At 57.8% G+C, this 17,544-nt stretch carries 11 protein-coding genes and 2 tRNA genes; 10 read left to right on the top strand and 3 right to left on the bottom strand.

All coding sequences use genetic code 11. The annotated features are described in order from the left end of the window. The first annotated feature begins 7 nt into the window (after positions 1-7). The 6 genes from kdsB (at position 8) to KUL77_RS01470 (ending at position 3,969) form a co-directional block, all read left to right on the top strand. Positions 8-787, top strand: coding sequence for a 3-deoxy-manno-octulosonate cytidylyltransferase (gene kdsB, locus KUL77_RS01495; protein WP_297142656.1), 780 nt, complete (start codon positions 8-10; stop codon positions 785-787). Beyond that, the gene (locus tag KUL77_RS01490; RefSeq protein WP_297142654.1) at positions 780-1,259 is read left to right on the top strand and encodes a low molecular weight protein-tyrosine-phosphatase; all 480 of its coding nucleotides are present in this window, start codon (positions 780-782) and stop codon (positions 1,257-1,259) included. The genes kdsB and KUL77_RS01490 overlap by 8 nt, the downstream gene beginning before the upstream one ends. 9 nt (positions 1,260-1,268) lie before the next feature. Then, entirely contained in the window at positions 1,269-3,134 is a 1,866-nt protein-coding gene (gene uvrC / locus KUL77_RS01485) for an excinuclease ABC subunit UvrC (protein WP_297142650.1), read from the top strand. A 9-nt stretch (positions 3,135-3,143) separates the two neighbouring features. Then, complete coding sequence (gene pgsA / locus KUL77_RS01480) at positions 3,144-3,728, top strand: CDP-diacylglycerol--glycerol-3-phosphate 3-phosphatidyltransferase (protein ID WP_297142647.1); 585 nt, start codon at positions 3,144-3,146, stop codon at positions 3,726-3,728. Positions 3,729-3,751: 23 nt separating this feature from the next. Then, positions 3,752-3,827 (top strand) — tRNA-Gly (locus tag KUL77_RS01475). 68 nt (positions 3,828-3,895) lie between these two features. Further along, positions 3,896-3,969, top strand: a tRNA-Cys gene (locus KUL77_RS01470). 41 nt (positions 3,970-4,010) lie between these two features. On the opposite strand, the gene dinB is transcribed toward KUL77_RS01470, so the two are convergent. Both dinB and KUL77_RS01460 read right to left on the bottom strand, forming a co-directional pair. Continuing rightward, the gene (gene dinB, locus KUL77_RS01465; protein WP_297142644.1) at positions 4,011-5,105 is read right to left on the bottom strand and encodes a DNA polymerase IV; all 1,095 of its coding nucleotides are present in this window, start codon (positions 5,103-5,105) and stop codon (positions 4,011-4,013) included. An 18-nt stretch (positions 5,106-5,123) separates the two neighbouring features. Then, complete coding sequence (locus KUL77_RS01460; RefSeq protein ID WP_297142641.1) at positions 5,124-6,527, bottom strand: GntP family permease; 1,404 nt, start codon at positions 6,525-6,527, stop codon at positions 5,124-5,126. Between the two features lie 153 nt (positions 6,528-6,680). On the opposite strand from KUL77_RS01460, the gene KUL77_RS01455 reads away from it, so the two are divergent. The 3 genes from KUL77_RS01455 (at position 6,681) to KUL77_RS01445 (ending at position 13,135) form a co-directional block, all read left to right on the top strand. Beyond that, positions 6,681-8,906, top strand: a complete 2,226-nt coding sequence (locus KUL77_RS01455; protein WP_297142639.1) for a TonB-dependent receptor — start codon at positions 6,681-6,683, stop codon at positions 8,904-8,906. A gap of 122 nt (positions 8,907-9,028) precedes the next feature. Beyond that, on the top strand, positions 9,029-12,379 hold the full coding sequence (locus tag KUL77_RS01450) for a PAS-domain containing protein (RefSeq protein WP_297142636.1): 3,351 nt from the start codon (positions 9,029-9,031) through the stop codon (positions 12,377-12,379). 102 nt (positions 12,380-12,481) lie between these two features. Then, positions 12,482-13,135: a response regulator gene (locus tag KUL77_RS01445; RefSeq protein WP_297142633.1), complete on the top strand. Its 654-nt coding sequence runs from the start codon at positions 12,482-12,484 to the stop codon at positions 13,133-13,135. Positions 13,136-13,195: 60 nt separating this feature from the next. On the opposite strand, the gene rne is transcribed toward KUL77_RS01445, so the two are convergent. After that, a complete protein-coding gene (rne, locus tag KUL77_RS01440) occupies positions 13,196-16,087 on the bottom strand; it encodes a ribonuclease E (RefSeq protein ID WP_297142630.1) in 2,892 nt (963 codons plus the stop codon). A 446-nt stretch (positions 16,088-16,533) separates the two neighbouring features. Here rne and KUL77_RS01435 point away from each other — a divergent pair, with 446 nt between their 5' ends. Continuing rightward, entirely contained in the window at positions 16,534-17,499 is a 966-nt protein-coding gene (locus tag KUL77_RS01435; protein WP_297142627.1) for an RluA family pseudouridine synthase, read from the top strand. Positions 17,500-17,544: the final 45 nt, after the last annotated feature.

Genomic DNA, 17,544 nt, shown 5'->3' with positions numbered 1-17,544 from the left:
TAAGCCTATGAACACGTCTGATTTTGTCGTTGCCATCCCCGCACGTTATGCCTCTACACGGTTGCCGGGAAAGCCGCTTTCACTAATCGGTGGCTTGCCAATGGTGCTCCACGTGGCTCGACGTGCGCTCGCCGCAGGCGCGCGGGAAGCTTGGGTGGCCACAGATGACGTTCGTATCGCCGAAGCCCTGCAGGGCAGCGGTGTGCAGGTGGCGATGACGTCACCAGAGCACACCTCCGGAACGGATCGGCTGGCCGAATGCGCGGCGCATGCGGGCTGGAGCGATGACACCATCGTGGTCAATGTGCAGGGCGATGAGCCGTTTGCGCCTGCCGATGGCATTGCTTGTGTTGCGCGCACGGTTGCCACAAGCGGCGCAGGTATTGCAACGCTCGCTGCACCAATTACCGATGTTGAAACACTGTTAGATCCAAATGCAGTCAAGGTTGTGCGCGCGGGAAGTGGCGATGCGCTGTACTTCAGCCGCGCGCCGGTACCGTGGCCGCGCGATGCGTTTGCGCATGATCGTAGCGTCATGCCGCAGGGGCAGTGGCTGCGGCATATCGGCATTTACGGCTATCGTGTGGCATCGCTCAAAGCATTTTCTGCGCTGTCGCCTGCCTACCTAGAGCGAACCGAGTCATTGGAGCAGTTGCGCGCATTGGAGGCCGGTTGGCGCATCGCGGTGGAGCTTGCGCCATCACCGTTTCCGCCTGGCGTGGATACACCCGAAGACTTGGCGCGTGCCGAACGTATTTATCAGGAGATGATGCAAAGCAATGGCTAGACTATTTTCAATTTTGATGGTGTGCATGGGCAATATTTGCCGTTCGCCCACGGCCGAAGGCGTGTTGCGTGCGCGTTTGCAAGAAGCGAATTTGACCGAACGCGTGAAGGTGGATTCCGCCGCAACGGGCAGCTCGCACGTTGGGCATCCCCCGGATGAGCGCGCTATTGCCTGTGCGAAAAAACACGGGGTCGATATCACTGCACTGCGCGCGCGCCGTGTTGCGCTAGAAGATTTTGATGAGTTTGACCTCATCCTTTGCGCTGACCGCACCATTTTGCACGAAGTGCGCATCCGCAAGCCGCGCACGTCATTGGCCGAAGTAGAGCTGTTGCTGGAATGGAGTGGTGTGGGTAAAAAAGACGTGCCCGATCCGTATTACGGCAATACGCGTGATTTTGAGCACGCTTTCAAATTGATTGATTCTTCTGTGCAGGGAATCATTGAACGCGTGCAACAGGGGCGCCTTTAACTCAATGAAATGAGCAATCACAGCGCCGACGATGTGTTTGATGGGCGCGCCTTTGCCGCCGCATTGCCGCTGGCGCCGGGCGTTTATCGCATGCTGGATCGCGATGGCAATGTGCTTTATGTAGGCAAGGCACGCGCGCTACGCAATCGTGTAGGCAGCTATTTCAACGCCACACCTAAAGTGGCGCGCATCATGGCGATGCTGGCGCAGGTGGCGCGGATTGAAGTCACCGTCACCCATAGTGAGGCCGATGCGCTGCTGCTGGAGAATCAGCTGATCAAATCGCTTAAGCCTCGCTATAACGTGATGCTGCGCGATGATAAAAGCTACCCCTATATTTTGCTAACCAAGGAAGATTGGCCGCGTTTGGCCTACCACCGTGGCCCACGCAGCATTCCAGGGCGCTATTTTGGCCCGTATCCAAGTGCCACGGCGGTACGCGAAACACTGAACCTAATGCACAAGCTATTTAAGCTGCGTAGCTGCGAAGATAGCGTGTTCTATAACCGTAGTCGGCCCTGTTTGCAGTATCAGATCGGGCGTTGTACTGCGCCTTGCGTCGGGCTTATCAATGCGCAGGATTACGCCGAATCAGTGCGCCGTGCCAGTTTGTTTTTGGAGGGCAGAAGCCGTGAGCTTACCGACGAACTGACGGCTTCGATGCAGGTCGCCAGCGATGCCTTGGCTTTTGAAGAAGCGGCGCGGCTGCGTGATTTGATCGCAGGGATTCGTAAAACCCAAGCGCGACAGACGATGGATGGGCGCAGTTCCGATCTCGATGTGCTCGCTGTTGCCATGCAGGGCGCAGCCGCGTGCGTCATGCTGCTCGCCTTTCGCGATGGGCGTAACTTCGGCACGCGCTCGTTTTTTCCAAAAACCAATGGCATTGATAGTGCCGAAGACGTGCTAGCGGCCTTTGTTTCGCAGTATTACGCCGAGCAACCTCCGCCGGGTGAGATCGTACTCAGTTGCGATATTCCAGAGCGCGAGTTGATTGAGCAAGCACTGAGCGAGCACGCACACCGCAAGGTGGTGCTGAAGTTCAACGTGCGCGGCGAACGTGCGGCGCATCTTGATCTCGTACAGCGCAATGCGCAGCTGAGCCTTGCGACAGAGCTTGCAAGCAGCAGTGCGCAACGTGCGCGTGCGGAAGCACTGCGCGACTTGCTTAAGCTTGGCGATGTGCCTGCGCGTATCGAGTGTTTTGATATCAGCCATACGATGGGTGAGGCCACCGTGGCATCATGCGTGGTGTTTGATGCGCAGGGCGCTGTGCGCAAACAGTATCGACGCTACAACATCACTGGTATTGAGCCGGGGGACGATTACGCAGCGATGCATCAGGCGCTGCAACGTCGTTTTCGCCCAGTGGTAGAAGGCGACCCGGATGCAGTGCTTCCTGATGTATTGTTAATTGACGGCGGCGCGGGACAGGTGGCGCAGGCGCGTGACGTGCTTACCGATGCGGGTATAACCGGCATTGCGCTTGTAGGTGTGGCCAAAGGGCCGGAGCGCAAGCCGGGTGCAGAAACGTTGCTGCTTCCAGATGGGCGCGAAGTTCAGCCGGGCGCGGCATCACCTGCGCTACAACTGGTGCAACAGGTGCGCGATGAGGCACATCGGTTCGCGATCACAGGGCATCGCGGTAAACGTCAAAAAACACGCAATACCAGCCGCTTGGAAGACATTACGGGGATTGGCCCGCGCCGCCGCTCTGCGCTGCTTAAACACTTTGGCGGCTTGCAGGGGCTAAAGGCTGCGGGTGTTGATGAGATCGCGCGGGTTGAAGGCATCAACCGCGCGTTGGCGCAGAGGCTGTGGGATAGCTTGCACGGCTTAGAACAAATCACCACAGACACACCAGCAGCCCATTAGAATGCTCGCATGACGCTCACGATTCCTACATGGTTAACTTTGGCGCGCATCGCGCTGATCCCGGTGTTGGTGCTGGTGTACTACATCAACTGGCGCTGGTCGAATGTCGCTGCAACTTCGGTTTTTGTGGTGGCCGCGCTCACCGATTGGCTCGATGGTTGGATCGCGCGTCGTTACCATCTGTACTCACGCTTTGGCGCGTTCCTTGACCCTGTCGCCGATAAGCTGATGGTGGCTACGGCGTTGATCATTACCGTGCAACACCACCACACCGTGTGGATGGCGCTATGGGCCAGTGTGATCATTGGCCGCGAGATCGCAGTTTCGGCGCTACGCGAGTGGATGGCAGAGCTGGGCCAACGCGCCAAGGTGGCGGTGGCGATGGTGGGCAAGATCAAAACCACGGTGCAGATGATTGCGCTTTCTTTTTTACTTTTTCGCGATCCACTACTTGGCATTCCGGTGTTCATTGTGGGAGAATGGTTGCTTGCCGCAGCGGCTCTGTTGACGTTGTGGTCTGGCTTCGAATACGTACGTGCGGCTTGGCCTTCACTGCAAGAAAACGAAGAAAAAGTGGTTGACAACAGAAAATGATCCCGTAGAATACCGGGCTCAACGCGGGAATAGCTCAGTTGGTAGAGCACGACCTTGCCAAGGTCGGGGTCGCGAGTTCGAGTCTCGTTTCCCGCTCCATATTCACGAAGCCCCGTCCGCGGGGCTTCGTTTTATCCGGAATACTTCCGGTGTTGTAAGCGTCACCTGGCCGGGTGGCAGAGTGGTTATGCAGCGGATTGCAAATCCGTGTACGTCGGTTCGATTCCGGTCTCGGCCTCCAAATAATACGGGCTAGGCGTTCACGTCTGGCCCATTTTGCTTTTAGCTCGAAAACAAATCTTCCTGCAGCGGGCTGTCTTCGTATTCGGTAAAGCCGGAGATACCTACGCCCACTAAGCGATAGCGCGTGCTTCTAGGAAGCTCGACGCGCGTGCGTAGGTCACAAGCTATTTGCGCCAGCATGGCCTCACTTGATGGCGGCTCTGCTCCGGTAATGCTGCGGGTGAGGGTGCGAAAGTCCGCCGTCTTTAACTTCAAAACCACGGTGCGCGCAATGCGGCCAGGGTGGCGCTGCCACTCTTTGCCGTAGCTGGCCCATGTACTGCTGGCCAAGCGGCGGATAGGGGGCTCTAGTTCGTCCAGCAATAAATCTGTTGCGAAAGTATCTTCGCTAGAAATTTGCAATGTGGCGCGTTCGGTTTGCACTTCGCGGTGATCAATACCGAGCGATAGCTCGTACAGGCGTTGCCCCCAGCGGCCAAACTGTTCCAACAAGACCGTTGCACCTGCATTACGCAGGTCGGTGCAGGTGCGAATGCCCAGCTGAGTGAGCTTGGCTTCCATCACTTTGCCAACACCGGGCAGTCTGCCTACCGGCAACTGTGCAAGGAAGGCCTGCACTTGCCGCGGTTTCACCACAAATTGACCGTTGGGTTTGTTCCAATCGCTGGCGATTTTGGCGATGTATTTGTTTGGCGCAATACCGGCCGACGCGGTGAGTTGGGTTTCTGCAAAGATCGCAGCGCGAATTTCCTCGGCAATGGCGGTGGCGCTGCCTAAGTCGCGCTTGGGTGTGGTGACGTCGAGATAGGCTTCATCGAGTGAGAGCGGCTCGATCAAATCGGTATAGCGTGAAAAGATGGTGTGCACCTGACGTGACACCGCTTTGTAGCGTACAAAATCCGGCGGAACGAAAACCGCCTGCGGGCATAGGCGCTCCGCACGCAGCGCAGGCATGGCCGAGCGAACACCAAATTTACGCGCCTCATAGCTCGCGGCACACACCACCGAGCGCGCACCTTTCCACGCCACGACCACGGGCTGGCCGCGCAGACTGGGGTTGTCGCGCTGTTCCACGGACGCGTAAAACGCGTCCATATCCACGTGAATGATTTTGCGTTGCGGCGTGTTGTTCACGCCACAATTCTAGCGACCTTAGACCACGCCGAAACCGTAAAACAGCCCGATGATGACAAACACCGCCAAGGTCTTGATGCAGGTCACCGCGAAGATGTCTTTGTAGGCTTGGCGGTGGGTCAAGCCTGTGACCGCCAATAGCGTAATGACGGCGCCGTTGTGCGGCAGTGTGTCCATGCCACCCGAGGCCATCGCAGCAACGCGATGCAGCACTTCCATGGGAATGCCTGCCGCATGCGCATTGGCGATAAAGGTGTCGGCCATTGCCGCTAACGCAATGCTCATGCCGCCAGACGCCGAACCGGTAATGCCCGCAAGCGCGGTAACGGTCACGGCTTCATTCACCAGCGGATTAGGAATAGAACCGAGCGCATTGGCCACCACCAAGAAGCCTGGGAGGGCGGCAATCACCGCGCCAAAACCATATTCGGAAGCGGTGTTCATACCCGCGAGTAGCGCGCCGGAAATGGCCGATTTGCTGCCTTCGGCAAAACTTGCTGAAACAGGTTTCCATGCAAACGCCAGAACGCACAGAATGCCCGCGAGTAGCGCGCCCTCAACCGCCCAGATTGCGGCGACTTTCGATACCTCTTGTACCACCGGCGCGGGGCTACCGATCACGGCGGGTACGAAGCTGGCACTATCGCCATAGATGGTTGGAATCCACACGGTCAGCAGCTTGTTGATCACGCCCACCAGCACGAGTGGCAAAATGGCCACAAGTGGGTTAGCGAGCTTGTCGCCCGCAAACGGTGCAGGTTCATTGAGTAATACGGAAGGGTCGCCGTAGCCTTCGCCAGCTTTCTCTGCAGCGCGTCGCCGCCATTCCAAATAGCTCATGCCAAGGATGAGGATGAAGACGCCCCCCAGTGTGCCTAGCCACGGCGCGGCCCAGGTGTTGGTGCCGAAGAACGTGGTGGGGATGATGTTCTGAATTTGCGGCGTGCCGGGCAGTGCGTCCATGGTGAAGGTAAACGCGCCTAGCGCAATCGTGCCGGGGATCAGGCGCTTGGGGATATTGCTTTGGCGAAACAGCTCAGCCGCAAAGGGGTACACCGCGAACACAACGACAAACAGCGACACGCCGCCATAGGTGAGTAAGGCGCATACCGCTACGATCGAGAGCATCGCGCGCTGTGCGCCCACCATGCGAATGGTGGCCTGCACAATCGCTTTGGAAAAACCCGATGTTTCAATCACTTTCCCGAAAATTGCACCTAGCAAAAACACCGGAAAATACAGTTTCAAAAAGCCCACCATCTTGTCCATAAACAAGCCGGTGAACATGGGGGCAACGAGATGAGGGTCGGTGAATAAAACCGCACCCAATGCGGCAATGGGGGCAAACAGGATGACGCTGTAGCCGCGATAGGCCACGAGCATCAAAAAACACAGCGCAGCCAAAACGATCAAAAACGACATCCTCGTCCCCAATGACAAATCCGGTGAGTGAGTGTCAGGCGGTTCGGCGCTTTGGCCCATTGTCCGAACGTCCAATGCCATCATTTGTAAATTGCGCTTAACGTGCAGCTCATTGGTGGTAATCGTGCCGCCCGTATGCCCGGAGGGGGACTAATGAAACGCAAGCAATTGAGCATGGCGATTTACGGCGCGCTGACCGTGTCGCTGCTATTGGGGGCGCCGGCAGTGGCGCAGGAGGCTCCGCAGGCAAAGGGCGGGCAGAAGGCCAAAACCATGGACACGGTGGTGGTGACTGCGCGTAAGCGCGAAGAAACACTGCAGGAAGTGCCGGTTGCGGTAACCGCATTTACTGCGGACACCTTGGACAAGCTCAATGTGGAAGACTTGGCCGACCTCGATGCGCAGGTGCCGAACCTGACGATCTATGCGGCGCGTGGCTCGAACTCGACGATTACCGCCTACATCCGTGGTGTGGGGCAGTCGGATCCACTATGGGGTGTTGATCCGGGTGTGGGTTTGTATATGGACGATGTCTATATTGCACGCCCGCAGGGTGCCTTGCTGGACGTTTTTGATGTGGAGCGTGTAGAAGTGCTGCGCGGGCCGCAGGGTACTTTGTACGGAAAGAACACGATTGGTGGTGCAATTAAATATATTTCCAAAGGCCTGCGTGCCGACTTCAATGGCACCGGCTCAGTAACGGTTGGCAACTTCGGCCAGCGTGATTTCAAGGCCGCCGTTGGCGGTGGTTTTGGCGGTAGCGAATACCTGCGCGGCCGTGTTTCGGTAGCGCGCCTGAAGAACGATGGCTTTGGCGAAAACATCAATACCGGCGACCCAGTAAGTGATAAAGACATCATGGCGTATCGCTTGGCGTTAGGGGCTTATGTCACCGATCGTTTTGATCTGCAGTTTGCTTACGACCATGTGGAAGACAACTCCGGTGTGCGTGGCGCCAAGATGCTGGAAGCCAATCGGTTTGTGCCTGCAACACCGCCACTTGCAAGCCGCTATGACGTGCGCAACGGCATGCCTAATGTCAATGAAACCACACTAAGCGGCGGTTCTGTTACAGCAAATTGGCGTGCAACCGATAACTGGACGTTCAAGTACGTGCTGGCCCAGCGCCAATCCGATACGGAAACCAATATCGACTTCGACACCACCGTGGCTAAGATCGCAGACGTCAAAGCGTTCTATAACGACAAGCAGACCACCAATGAAATTCAGGCCATGTACGATGGCGGTGGTCGCTCACGCGGCGTAATGGGCTTCTATATGTTCGACGGCTACGCTGGCGGGCAAGTGCTCAACAACTTCTTCAATCTACTGTTTGGTGATACTCAAGGTGAGGTGTACACCAAGAGCTATGCAGGTTATGCCGATTGGACATTCGATCTTTCGGAGAAGTGGAAGCTGGATCTAGGTGCGCGTTACACCAATGAAGAAAAGCACGCGATCGTGCTGAATCGTGGCTACGCCAACGATAGCTTCAGCGTACCAATTTCGGTAGCGGCCAACTTCAACAAGAAGATTTCCTTCACTAACGTCTCTCCGAAGGTGTCTTTGGACTACCAATTGACACCGGATATTCTGATGTACGGCTTGGCTACGCGCGGCTTTAAGTCGGGTGGTTACAACATTCGCGCGCAGGCAACCGCAGTGCCGCGTTCGGCGGATCCGTTCAACGACGAACAGGTGGACAGCTATGAAATCGGCACCAAGATGGGGCTGCTGGATCAGACCCTGTTCTTGAATATGTCGGCGTTCCACAATAAGTACAAGGATATTCAGCTGTCTGTCTTTACCGCGTATGACAGTAACGGTGACGGTACGGATGACGCCTTCTTTGGTGATTTCACCAATGCGGGTTCGGGCACCGTCAATGGCTTTGAGCTGGAATACCAGTGGCGCCCAGGTATGCATTGGGCGTTCACCGGTAACTTGGCGTGGCTGGATGCGAAGTACGATGAGTTCATGTATGCGGGCGTTAATATCGCCAGCGAACAGGAGTTCACCAATGCGCCGAAACACTCGGGGGCATTCAATATCGAGTACCGCACCCCGGTGGGTGATGGCGACATCTCGGCACGTGTTGGTTATAGCTACCAATCCCGCGTGGTGGCCACCACTGAAATTATCCGCGCCGAAGTTCCGCCGAGTGGCCGCCCGCCGATTGCCCAAGACAGCTATGGCCTGCTTAACGCGGGAGTGATCTGGAATATCAACCCGTCGTGGACGGTTTCCTTGCAGGGCAGCAACTTGACCGACAAGGAATACATGACCACGGGCTACAACCTCAATCGTGCGCTGGGGGTTTACACCGGGTTCTACGGGGCGCCGCGCCAATACAGCTTCACGGTGCGCTACAACTTCTAACCGAATAAATGGTGGTTAGTGTCATCCGACGGCGGGCAAATGCCCGCCGTCGCGTTATGCTCGCCATAGATGAGCAACGATGCGCATATTGAATTCACAACCCCATGGCTGAGGGGGCTGCCGTGCTAAGCATTACGGCAGTCGTTGCGGCTGCGCTGCTGTGGCTGGGCTTGCTGTTTGGTACGGCGCTCTATGCCGAACGCCACCCTAATGTTTTGGCGAAACAATGGCGGCATGTGTACGCTTTGTCGCTGGCAGTGCACTGCACAACGTGGACGTTCTACGGTACGGTGACCCAAGCCGCGCGTTATGGCTGGCCGCTTCCTCCCACATTTGTCGGTGCTATTTTGTTTTACACATTGGCCGTGATGCTAATGGCGCGGCTGGTGCGGTTGGCCAGAGAAAGTAACGCCACGTCGCTAGCAGACCTCATTGCCACGCGCTTGGGGAAGAATGCTTGGCTTGCGGCCGTGGTGACCTTGGTTGCAGTGCTTGGGCTTGTTCCTTATATCGCCTTGCAGTTGCAGGCGATCACCATGAGCCTTGCTACGGTCACCGTGGGGGCGGCGGCGGCCGATGCAGATATACCACCACTGTGGCGCGATGGCTCTCTCTATGTGGCGCTGGCGATGGCCGCATTTGCCATTTTATTTGGTACACGACGTGTCAGTGCTGCAGAACATAACCGTGGGTTAGTGCTGGCGCTGGCGTTTGAGTCACTCTTCAAGCTGGTGGCGATGTTGGCACTTGGCGCGTTTGTGTGGCTTGGTTTGAGCGGTTTGCCTGAGATAGAACCCGTTTCCACGCAGCCTGCAGGCGGCTTTATGCCGCTGGTAATCTTGGGCGCGATGGCGATGTTTATCATGCCGCATCAATTTCACGTAGGCGTTGTGGAATGCCGCGATGAAGCCGATATGCGCACAGCACGCTGGCAGTTCCCACTCTATCTCCTGCTAATTGCCCTACCTACCTTGCCGCTCGCGCGTGCAGGAGCGGCGCTGCTGGGTAATGATGTGCCCACCGATATGTTTGCGCTGGCATTGCCGCTTGTCGAAGGGCAGCGCGGTATTGCGCTGCTGGTGTTTTTGGGTGGGCTAAGTGCAGCAACGGGTATGGTGATCGTCAGCACGCTCACCCTAAGCCTGATGATCGGCAACCACTGGTTTGCGCCGGGCCTGTTGCGCAGCGCGTGGGCTGGTGGACGGGAAGACGATCATCGTGGCGATATCTTGCTGCTGCGGCGTGGCGGTATCTTGGTCATCATGCTGCTTGGCTGGGCCTATGCGCGCTTGGTAAGCGGAAGCGAAGCACTGGCCGACGTTGGTGCGGTGTCGTTTTCAGCGCTTGCTACCTTGGTACCCGCGTTGGGGTTTGCCGTATGGCGGCCCAAAACACCGCCGTTTGCGGCCACGATAGGTGTACTTGCGGCGTTTCTCGCGTGGGCGTGGGTGATGCTGGTGCCGCTGTTGTTAAGCGCCAATGGTGCGGGGCCCGCATGGCTACAATCGGGGCCATTGGAGCTAGGCTGGTTGGCTCCTGACGCGATCTTTGGTTTGACTGGATGGAGCCGGGTAGGGCGCGCGGTTGGTGTCAGTCTGTTTATGGGAACGGCGGTGACGCTGTTGCTAAGCGGCATGGGTGTTGGCACACAGTCGCGAGAAATGGGTGGGGCCGATCTTGCGCGGCTGCGCAGCGCCGGACGGCGTTTTTTGCCTGCACAGCGGGTGGATGAATTGCTTCATTTTGCGCCCTTGGTAGGGCCGGTTCCAGCACGTTTTGAATTGCGTTTGGAGCACGAGCTGGCCGCCGTATTGGGTAGCGCCTCGGCGCGCCTGTTGCTTGATGCCGCGCGGCGCGATTCTGAAGAAGCTGGGCAGCGCGGTGCAGATTTCGACACCGTTGCCACGATTCTCGATGAAGCTTCTCAAGATCTGCGCTTCAATCAACGCGTGTTGGAAGCAGCGCTGGAGAACATGAGCCAGGGAATCAGCGTGGTGGACGCTGAGCTGCATCTTGTGGCGTGGAACCGGCGCTATGAAGAATTGCTGGGCTATCCCAAGGGCATGCTGCGCGTGGGCATGCCCATTGCTGAGGCCTCCAAATGGGCACTGCGTGAGATCGCGGGCATTGATCCAGAGAAAGATAGTTCTGCCTTGGAACGGCGCTTGGCGCATATGCGCACGGGTTCACCGCATTTGTCGGAACGTGTTTTCAATGACGGTAGCATCGTTGAGATTCGCGGCAACCCGATGCCGGGCGGCGGTTTTGTGGCGACGTTTACCGATGTGACCGCGTTTCGACAGGCTGAAGTTGGTTTGAAGCGCGTGAATGAAACACTGGAACAACGCGTTGTGGAGCGCACCGCACTATTGGAAGCGGCTAAGCGTGAGGCCGAACATGCTAACGATGCCAAAAGCCGCTTTCTTGCAGCAATTGGGCACGATCTCTTGCAACCGCTGCACGCTGCGCATCTGCTCACCGATGCGTTACAGCAGCGTAGTGGCGGTGAGCAAAAAGAATTGGCGCGGCAAATTTCATCGGCGCTTGATGCAACAACCGATCTTTTAGGCACATTGCTTGATATGTCGCGCCTAGAGGCGGGTGGGCTTGTGCCGGAGATTCGTGCCTTCCCACTGGCCGACGTACTTGACCCATTAGTGGAACAGTTTCGCGCGATTGCTGCAGAGCGCGGCCTGCGCCTGCGTTACGTGCCGGTGCGTGTATGGGTGCGTAGCGATCCGCAGCTCTTGCGGCGGGTATTGCAGAATTTTTTGGCCAATGCGCTGCGCTATACGCATCAGGGCAGTGTGTTACTGGGTGTACGGCGCGCAGGGAAGCAACTACGTATTGAAGTTCACGATAGCGGGCCAGGTATCGAGGCATCGCAACAAGCGGCGATCTTTGAAGAATTCCGTCGTGGTGATGAGAGCAGCGGGCAAGGTTTGGGGCTGGGTCTTGCGATAGCCAAGCGTATCACCGAGTTGTTGGAAACCAGCGTAGAGCTGAAAAGCGTACTCGGCAGCGGCAGCATGTTTGCCGTTTCGGTGCCGCGCAGCCGCGCACCTGATGTGCAGTATGCGGCGCAGCGCGGGCTTTCAGGAAAGCGGGTGTTAGTGGTGGATAACGAAGCCATGGCGCGTGACGCTTTAGCGCTTCTCTTGCGGGGCTGGGGCTGCGCGGTGGCCGTGGCCGACGGGCAACAGGGGGCCGAACTTGCGCTAGGACAGGCTCAGTTCGATCTATGGATATTTGATTATCATCTTGACGATGGTGATGATGGCATCGCGCTTTATACACGGCTGAGCGAGCGCTACATGCCGCCGCCCTGTATGCTGCTAAGCGCAGATCAAACCGGAACGGTGCGCAGTGCAGCGCAAGAAGCAGGGCTGCCATTGCTGAGTAAGCCGTTGCGCCCTCTCGCGTTAAAATCCATGCTGGATCGCCTGCTGACCACCCGCGGCGTTATTACTTAAAAGCATAGACTAGGAATTATCCGAATGACTGCCGCGCCAAACTCTGCTTGGAACCCGCACAGGCAAACGGTACCTTGTGCACAGTTTCTTGGGGAGTAAGAAATGAGCATCAAAGTGTTTATCGTCGACGATCATGCCTTGGTGCGCACCGGCTTTCGTATGATCCTTGGGGCAGAAGGCGATATCGAGGTCGTAGGGGAAGCCGATAGCGCGGAAGTGGCCCTGCCTTTAATTCGTAAGCTCGTTCCTGATGTTGTGCTCTGTGATCTGCACCTGCCGGGGTTAAGCGGGCTGGAGCTGACCGAGCGCATTGTGCGCGGCGATCACAATACGCGCGTGATAGCAGTGTCTGTATTGGAAGATGGCCCTATGCCACGGCGCTTGCTGGAGGCCGGTGCGTTTGGCTATGTGGGCAAAGCGTGCGACGCCGCAGAGTTGATTCAGGCTGTGCGTGACGTGGCACGTGGGAAAAAGTATTTATCCAGCACGATTGCTCAAGGGCTTGCCCTTGCAAGGCTGCAGGGGAATGCCGAGTCGCCATTTGATACGCTAACGCCGCGCGAGCTAGAGGTCGCTCTGCTGCTGAACAAAGGCCTGCGACAAGAGGCGATTGCCAAGCAGCTGAGTCTAAGTGCCAAAACGGTCAACACGCACAAAACGCGTTTATTCGACAAGCTCGGTATTCACGACAACATCGCACTTGCGCGCCTAGCTACGCAGTATGGGTTGATCGATCCCGCGCAGGCGATGCACTAACAAAACTCATCGCACCGCCGCACCTGTTGCATAACAGGTGCGGCGTGCTGTGCTTTAGCCTTAGCTGTCGTGGCTGGGCTTGGCGGCGGGTTCTTCTTCAAAAGCCGGTGCGGAGGCTTCTGGGTCCTCAGCTGTAGGTGTTGGTGCCGGTGTTGGCGCAACGGGTGCAGGCGCGGCGATATGCACGATCGGCTTGCTGATACCGTGGCTGACCGGCATTTCAAATAGGCCGCGTACCGGCTGTACCGGTGGCTTGACCGCGGCCTGTGGGGCCGGAGTCGGAGCCGGAGCTGGAGCTGGAGCTGGAGCTGGAGCTGGAGCACTGACTTCAACAGCAGCGGTGGCCGTTGCACTATCCACTGGGGGGAGTGATTCGGTTTGTGGCTGCGCGGTGGGCGCTGTTGAAGTGATGGACAACGGCGTGATGTCATCAAAATCGAACTCGGGCTGAGTAGCCGTGGATTCAGCAATTAGCACTGTGTCCAATGCATCGTCATGCTCGAGCGCGTCATCGGCAAGCCCGGTGGTCTCGTTGCCATTACGACGACGACGACGCCCACCGCGACGGCCGCGACGGCGCTTGCCGTTGCTGTCGGTGGACTGCGTGTCGTCAGTCTGCGCTAAAGGCTCATCGCTCACCACTTCAGGGTCAACGATGAAGTGCGGCTCTTCATGCGCCGTGAGCTGCGCCTGCGGCGTATCTTGAACAGGAGCGTCATGCGCAGGTGCGGGCGTCGCGATGGGTGCAGCCACCACTGCTGTAGCGGCGGTAGCAACAATCGCGGTTACTGGCGCAATCTCTTCGCTCTGTGGGCGTTGTACAGCGGCCTGCTTTTGCGGTGCTGACTTGTCCTGTCGCTCTTGACGCTCTTGTTTGGGCTGCTGCGCAGGGCGCTCTTGACGCTGCGGCTGTTCGTTACGCTGCGGCTGCGCCTGCTTTTGCTGCTGCGCAGGGCGTTCTTGCTGCTGCTTTTGCTGGGGCTGTGCCTGCCGATCTTGCTTGGGCTGTTGCGCCTGTTTTTCTTGCTTCTCTGGGCGCTCCTGCTTTTGCGATTGCTGCTGCTGTTGTTTTTGCTTTTGTTTTTGCTGCTGCTCGTTGCGCTGACGGTTGTCATCGCGGCGTGCGTCGCGGTTATTACGGTCGTTTCGGCGGTTGCCGCGCTCATCACGGCGTCCGTTGCCAGCGTCGCGCGGTTGCGCTACTGGTGCCGGTGTTGCAGCAGGAGCCGCACCAAACAGGCCGCGCAGCCAGCCGATCACGCCGGAGGGCTGAGCGGGGGACGCGTGGTGCGTAAAGGCCGGAGCTTCTTGCGTGGTTTCCTGCGGCATCGGCTTGGGCTCGCGCAGCGGTGCCGGGTTGGCCGGTGTCACCTTAGTCACGGCAGGCGGCGGAATGTTCAACTGCTCTTTGGTGAGCGCAATCGTATTCAACCGGCGCGGCGTGCCGCGCTGATAGCTGGGCTTCGCTGTTTCTTCGCCCATCTCATTTTCGCGGATACGCGTTACTTCATAGTGCGGGCTATGCAGCTGTTCATCCGCCACGATCACGATGGGCGCATTGTGACGTTGTTCGATTTCACGCAGCGCGGCGCGCTTTTCGTTGAGCAGGAAGTTGGCGATTTCCACCGGGGCCTGCACCAGCACTTGCCCGGTGTTGTCCTTCATCGCGTGTTCTTCGGCGACACGAATGATCGATAGGCTCAGCGATTCGATCGAACGCATGCGGCCGTGGCCTTCGCAACGTGGGCAGACGATTTGGCTGGCCTCGCCCAAGCTATTGCGCAGGCGTTGGCGGCTCATTTCCAACAAACCGAAGCGCGAAATACGGCCGATCTGCACGCGCGCACGGTCGTACTTCAGTGCGTTTTGCAGGCGATTTTCAACGTCGCGCTGGTGCTTGTTGCTGGCCATGTCGATAAAGTCGATCACCACTAGCCCGCCAAGATCGCGCAGGCGCAGTTGGCGTGCTACTTCTTCGGCGGCTTCTAAGTTGGTATTGAACGCGGTTTCTTCAATATCGCCGCCTTTGGTCGCGCGCGCCGAGTTCACGTCGATCGCGGTCAACGCTTCGGTCTGGTCGATCACCAGCGCGCCACCGGAGGGCAGACGTACGGTACGCTCATAGGCCGATTCGATCTGCGATTCGATCTGGAAGCGGTTGAACAGTGGGGTGTCGTCGGTGTAGTGCTTGAGCTTGCGCTTGTTGTGCGGCATCACCTGCTCAACAAACTCCAACGCTTCGGCGTACATCTCCGGGGTGTCCACCAAGATTTCGCCGATGTCGCTGCGCATGTAGTCGCGCAGGGCGCGCACGATCAGGCGGCTTTCTTGATAGATCAAAAACGGTGCGGGCTTGGTCAGCGCAACATCGGTAATCGCGCGCCAGATACTAAGCAGGTAGTCGAGGTCCCACTGCAGCTCTTCCGCGTCGCGGCCCACGCCAGCGGTGCGGATGATCACGCCCATGTCGTCGGGAATGTTGAGCGAGTCCATCGCGCGCTTGAGCTCGGCGCGGTCATCGCCTTCAATGCGACGCGAAACGCCACCCGCGGTTGGCGAGTTCGGCATTAGCACCATGTAGCGGCCGGCCAGCGAGATGAACGTGGTGAGCGCTGCGCCCTTATTGCCGCGCTCTTCTTTATCTACCTGCACCACCACCTCTTGGCCTTCGCGCAAAAGTTCTTTGATGGTGGATTTGTGGTGGTCGGTGCCTGCTTGGAAATAATCTTTGGAAATTTCTTTTAGCGGCAAAAAGCCATGACGGCCTGCGCCGTATTCCACGAAAGCGGCCTCTAGCGAAGGCTCTAAACGCGTGATGCGGCCTTTGTAGATATTGGATTTTTTGTTGTCTTTGGAGGGCTGTTCAATATCGATGTCGTACAGGTTTTGACCATCGACAATGGCCACGCGCAGTTCTTCTGCCTGCGTTGCGTTGATGAGCATTCGCTTCATTGTTGAGTTCCTTTATGCGCTCCACCGGTAAGGGCGTGCGCGGAACACCATGGGGCTTTCGCCTCTGGATACCGCAAGCGCGCAGCTGCGCCATGCGCGAGCTGTGCAGCTCTCTCGTTTTCCAGCGCTGCCACACCACGGCGAGCCGCGGGAGCGCTTGTTCCTTGTTTATTTGAGTGTTGCTGGGCCGGTGGCCAGCGCCAATGCTCGAGGCAAGGCGCTGTCACGCGGGGCGTTGTTCAACGGGTAAAGTCACGGCGTGAGCCGACAATGGGCAGGCTTGCCGCGCAGCCGTTAACATGTCCACCCCGAGGGTGGTGGCAACGACACTGCAGCGGGGCTCGTCAGGAAGGCTGGCTTTCGGCCAATTGAGCAAGTGACTGCCCGGTACTTCCTGAGAAATCAAACCTTTGCATTGCCCCCCGAGTGTAACAGATCAGACAGAAATGACACAGCAACCATCCCCCATTCAGCAAGGTGCGCGCACCGTTCAGGTACCAGAAGATCGCGCTGGGCAGCGTTTAGATAACTTTTTGCTTGGTCAACTCAAGGGCGCGCCGCGCAGCCTGATTTATAAGCTGGTGCGCAGCGGGCAGGTGCGCGTCAACGGTGGGCGGGCAAAAGCTGAGCGTAAGTTGGAAGCGGGAGATGAGGTGAGAATTCCGCCAGTTCGTATTGAATCGGCGCAAGATGCCGGACGTTTGCCGCCCAAAGGCCTACTGTCGGCGCTGGATGCTTCGATTGTTTTTGAAGATGCGCGTTTGCTGGCTATCAATAAGCCTTCGGGAATTGCCAGCCACGGCGGTAGCGGGATTTCATTTGGCGTGATCGAATCGATGCGTGCGCTGCGCCCGAACGACAATTTAGAGCTGGTGCATCGCTTGGATCGGGATACTTCGGGGCTGCTGGTGCTGTCTAAAAAACGTTCGGCGCTATCGGAACTTCAGCGATTACTGCGTGAAGATCATGGATCTGGCATCGAAAAGCGCTATTTAGCGCTGCTTGTGGGACGTATGCCATCGGGTACGATGAGTGTGGAGGCGCCGCTGCATGTTGGCTTGCGCCAAGGCGGCGAGCGGCATGTGCAGGTAAATGAGGCGGGCAAGCCCTCGACCAGTCATTTCAAGCTCTTGGAACGGCGCGGCGGACAGAGCTATTGCGAGATCCATATCGAAACAGGCCGTACCCACCAAATTCGTGTGCACGCCCAGCATATCGGCCACCCGGTGGCGGGTGACGATAAATATGGCGATCTTGCCGCGAACAAGCGGCTTCGTGAGCAGGTAGGCCTTAAGCGCCTGTTTTTGCACGCGTCCACGCTAGAGTTTGCACTGGATGACGGCAAGACCCCATATTCGCTCAATGCGCCGCTGGTGCCGGAGTTGATTGAGGTGCTTGATCGGTTGGCATAGTGCGCGCGAACCGGGTGCCCATAGGGTGCTCCGACACGCCGTAAA

This window comes from Thermomonas sp., from assembly GCF_019104945.1.
Lineage (GTDB): Bacteria > Pseudomonadota > Gammaproteobacteria > Xanthomonadales > Xanthomonadaceae > Thermomonas.
The sequence above is the reverse complement of the archived record's forward strand: the minus strand, read 5'-3'. Positions and strand labels throughout refer to the sequence as shown.

Excerpts from the sequence above, each read along its gene's own strand:
- kdsB (WP_297142656.1), top strand. The coding sequence starts at position 8 with ATGAACACGTCTGATTTTGTCGTTGCCATCCCCGCACGTTATGCCTCT.
- KUL77_RS01490 (WP_297142654.1), top strand. The coding sequence starts at position 780 with ATGGCTAGACTATTTTCAATTTTGATGGTGTGCATGGGCAATATTTGC.
- uvrC (WP_297142650.1), top strand. The coding sequence starts at position 1,269 with ATGAGCAATCACAGCGCCGACGATGTGTTTGATGGGCGCGCCTTTGCC.
- pgsA (WP_297142647.1), top strand. The coding sequence starts at position 3,144 with ATGACGCTCACGATTCCTACATGGTTAACTTTGGCGCGCATCGCGCTG.
- KUL77_RS01460 (WP_297142641.1), bottom strand. The coding sequence starts at position 6,527 with ATGTCGTTTTTGATCGTTTTGGCTGCGCTGTGTTTTTTGATGCTCGTG.
- KUL77_RS01455 (WP_297142639.1), top strand. The coding sequence starts at position 6,681 with ATGAAACGCAAGCAATTGAGCATGGCGATTTACGGCGCGCTGACCGTG.
- KUL77_RS01445 (WP_297142633.1), top strand. The coding sequence starts at position 12,482 with ATGAGCATCAAAGTGTTTATCGTCGACGATCATGCCTTGGTGCGCACC.
- rne (WP_297142630.1), bottom strand. The coding sequence starts at position 16,087 with ATGAAGCGAATGCTCATCAACGCAACGCAGGCAGAAGAACTGCGCGTG.
- KUL77_RS01435 (WP_297142627.1), top strand. The coding sequence starts at position 16,534 with ATGACACAGCAACCATCCCCCATTCAGCAAGGTGCGCGCACCGTTCAG.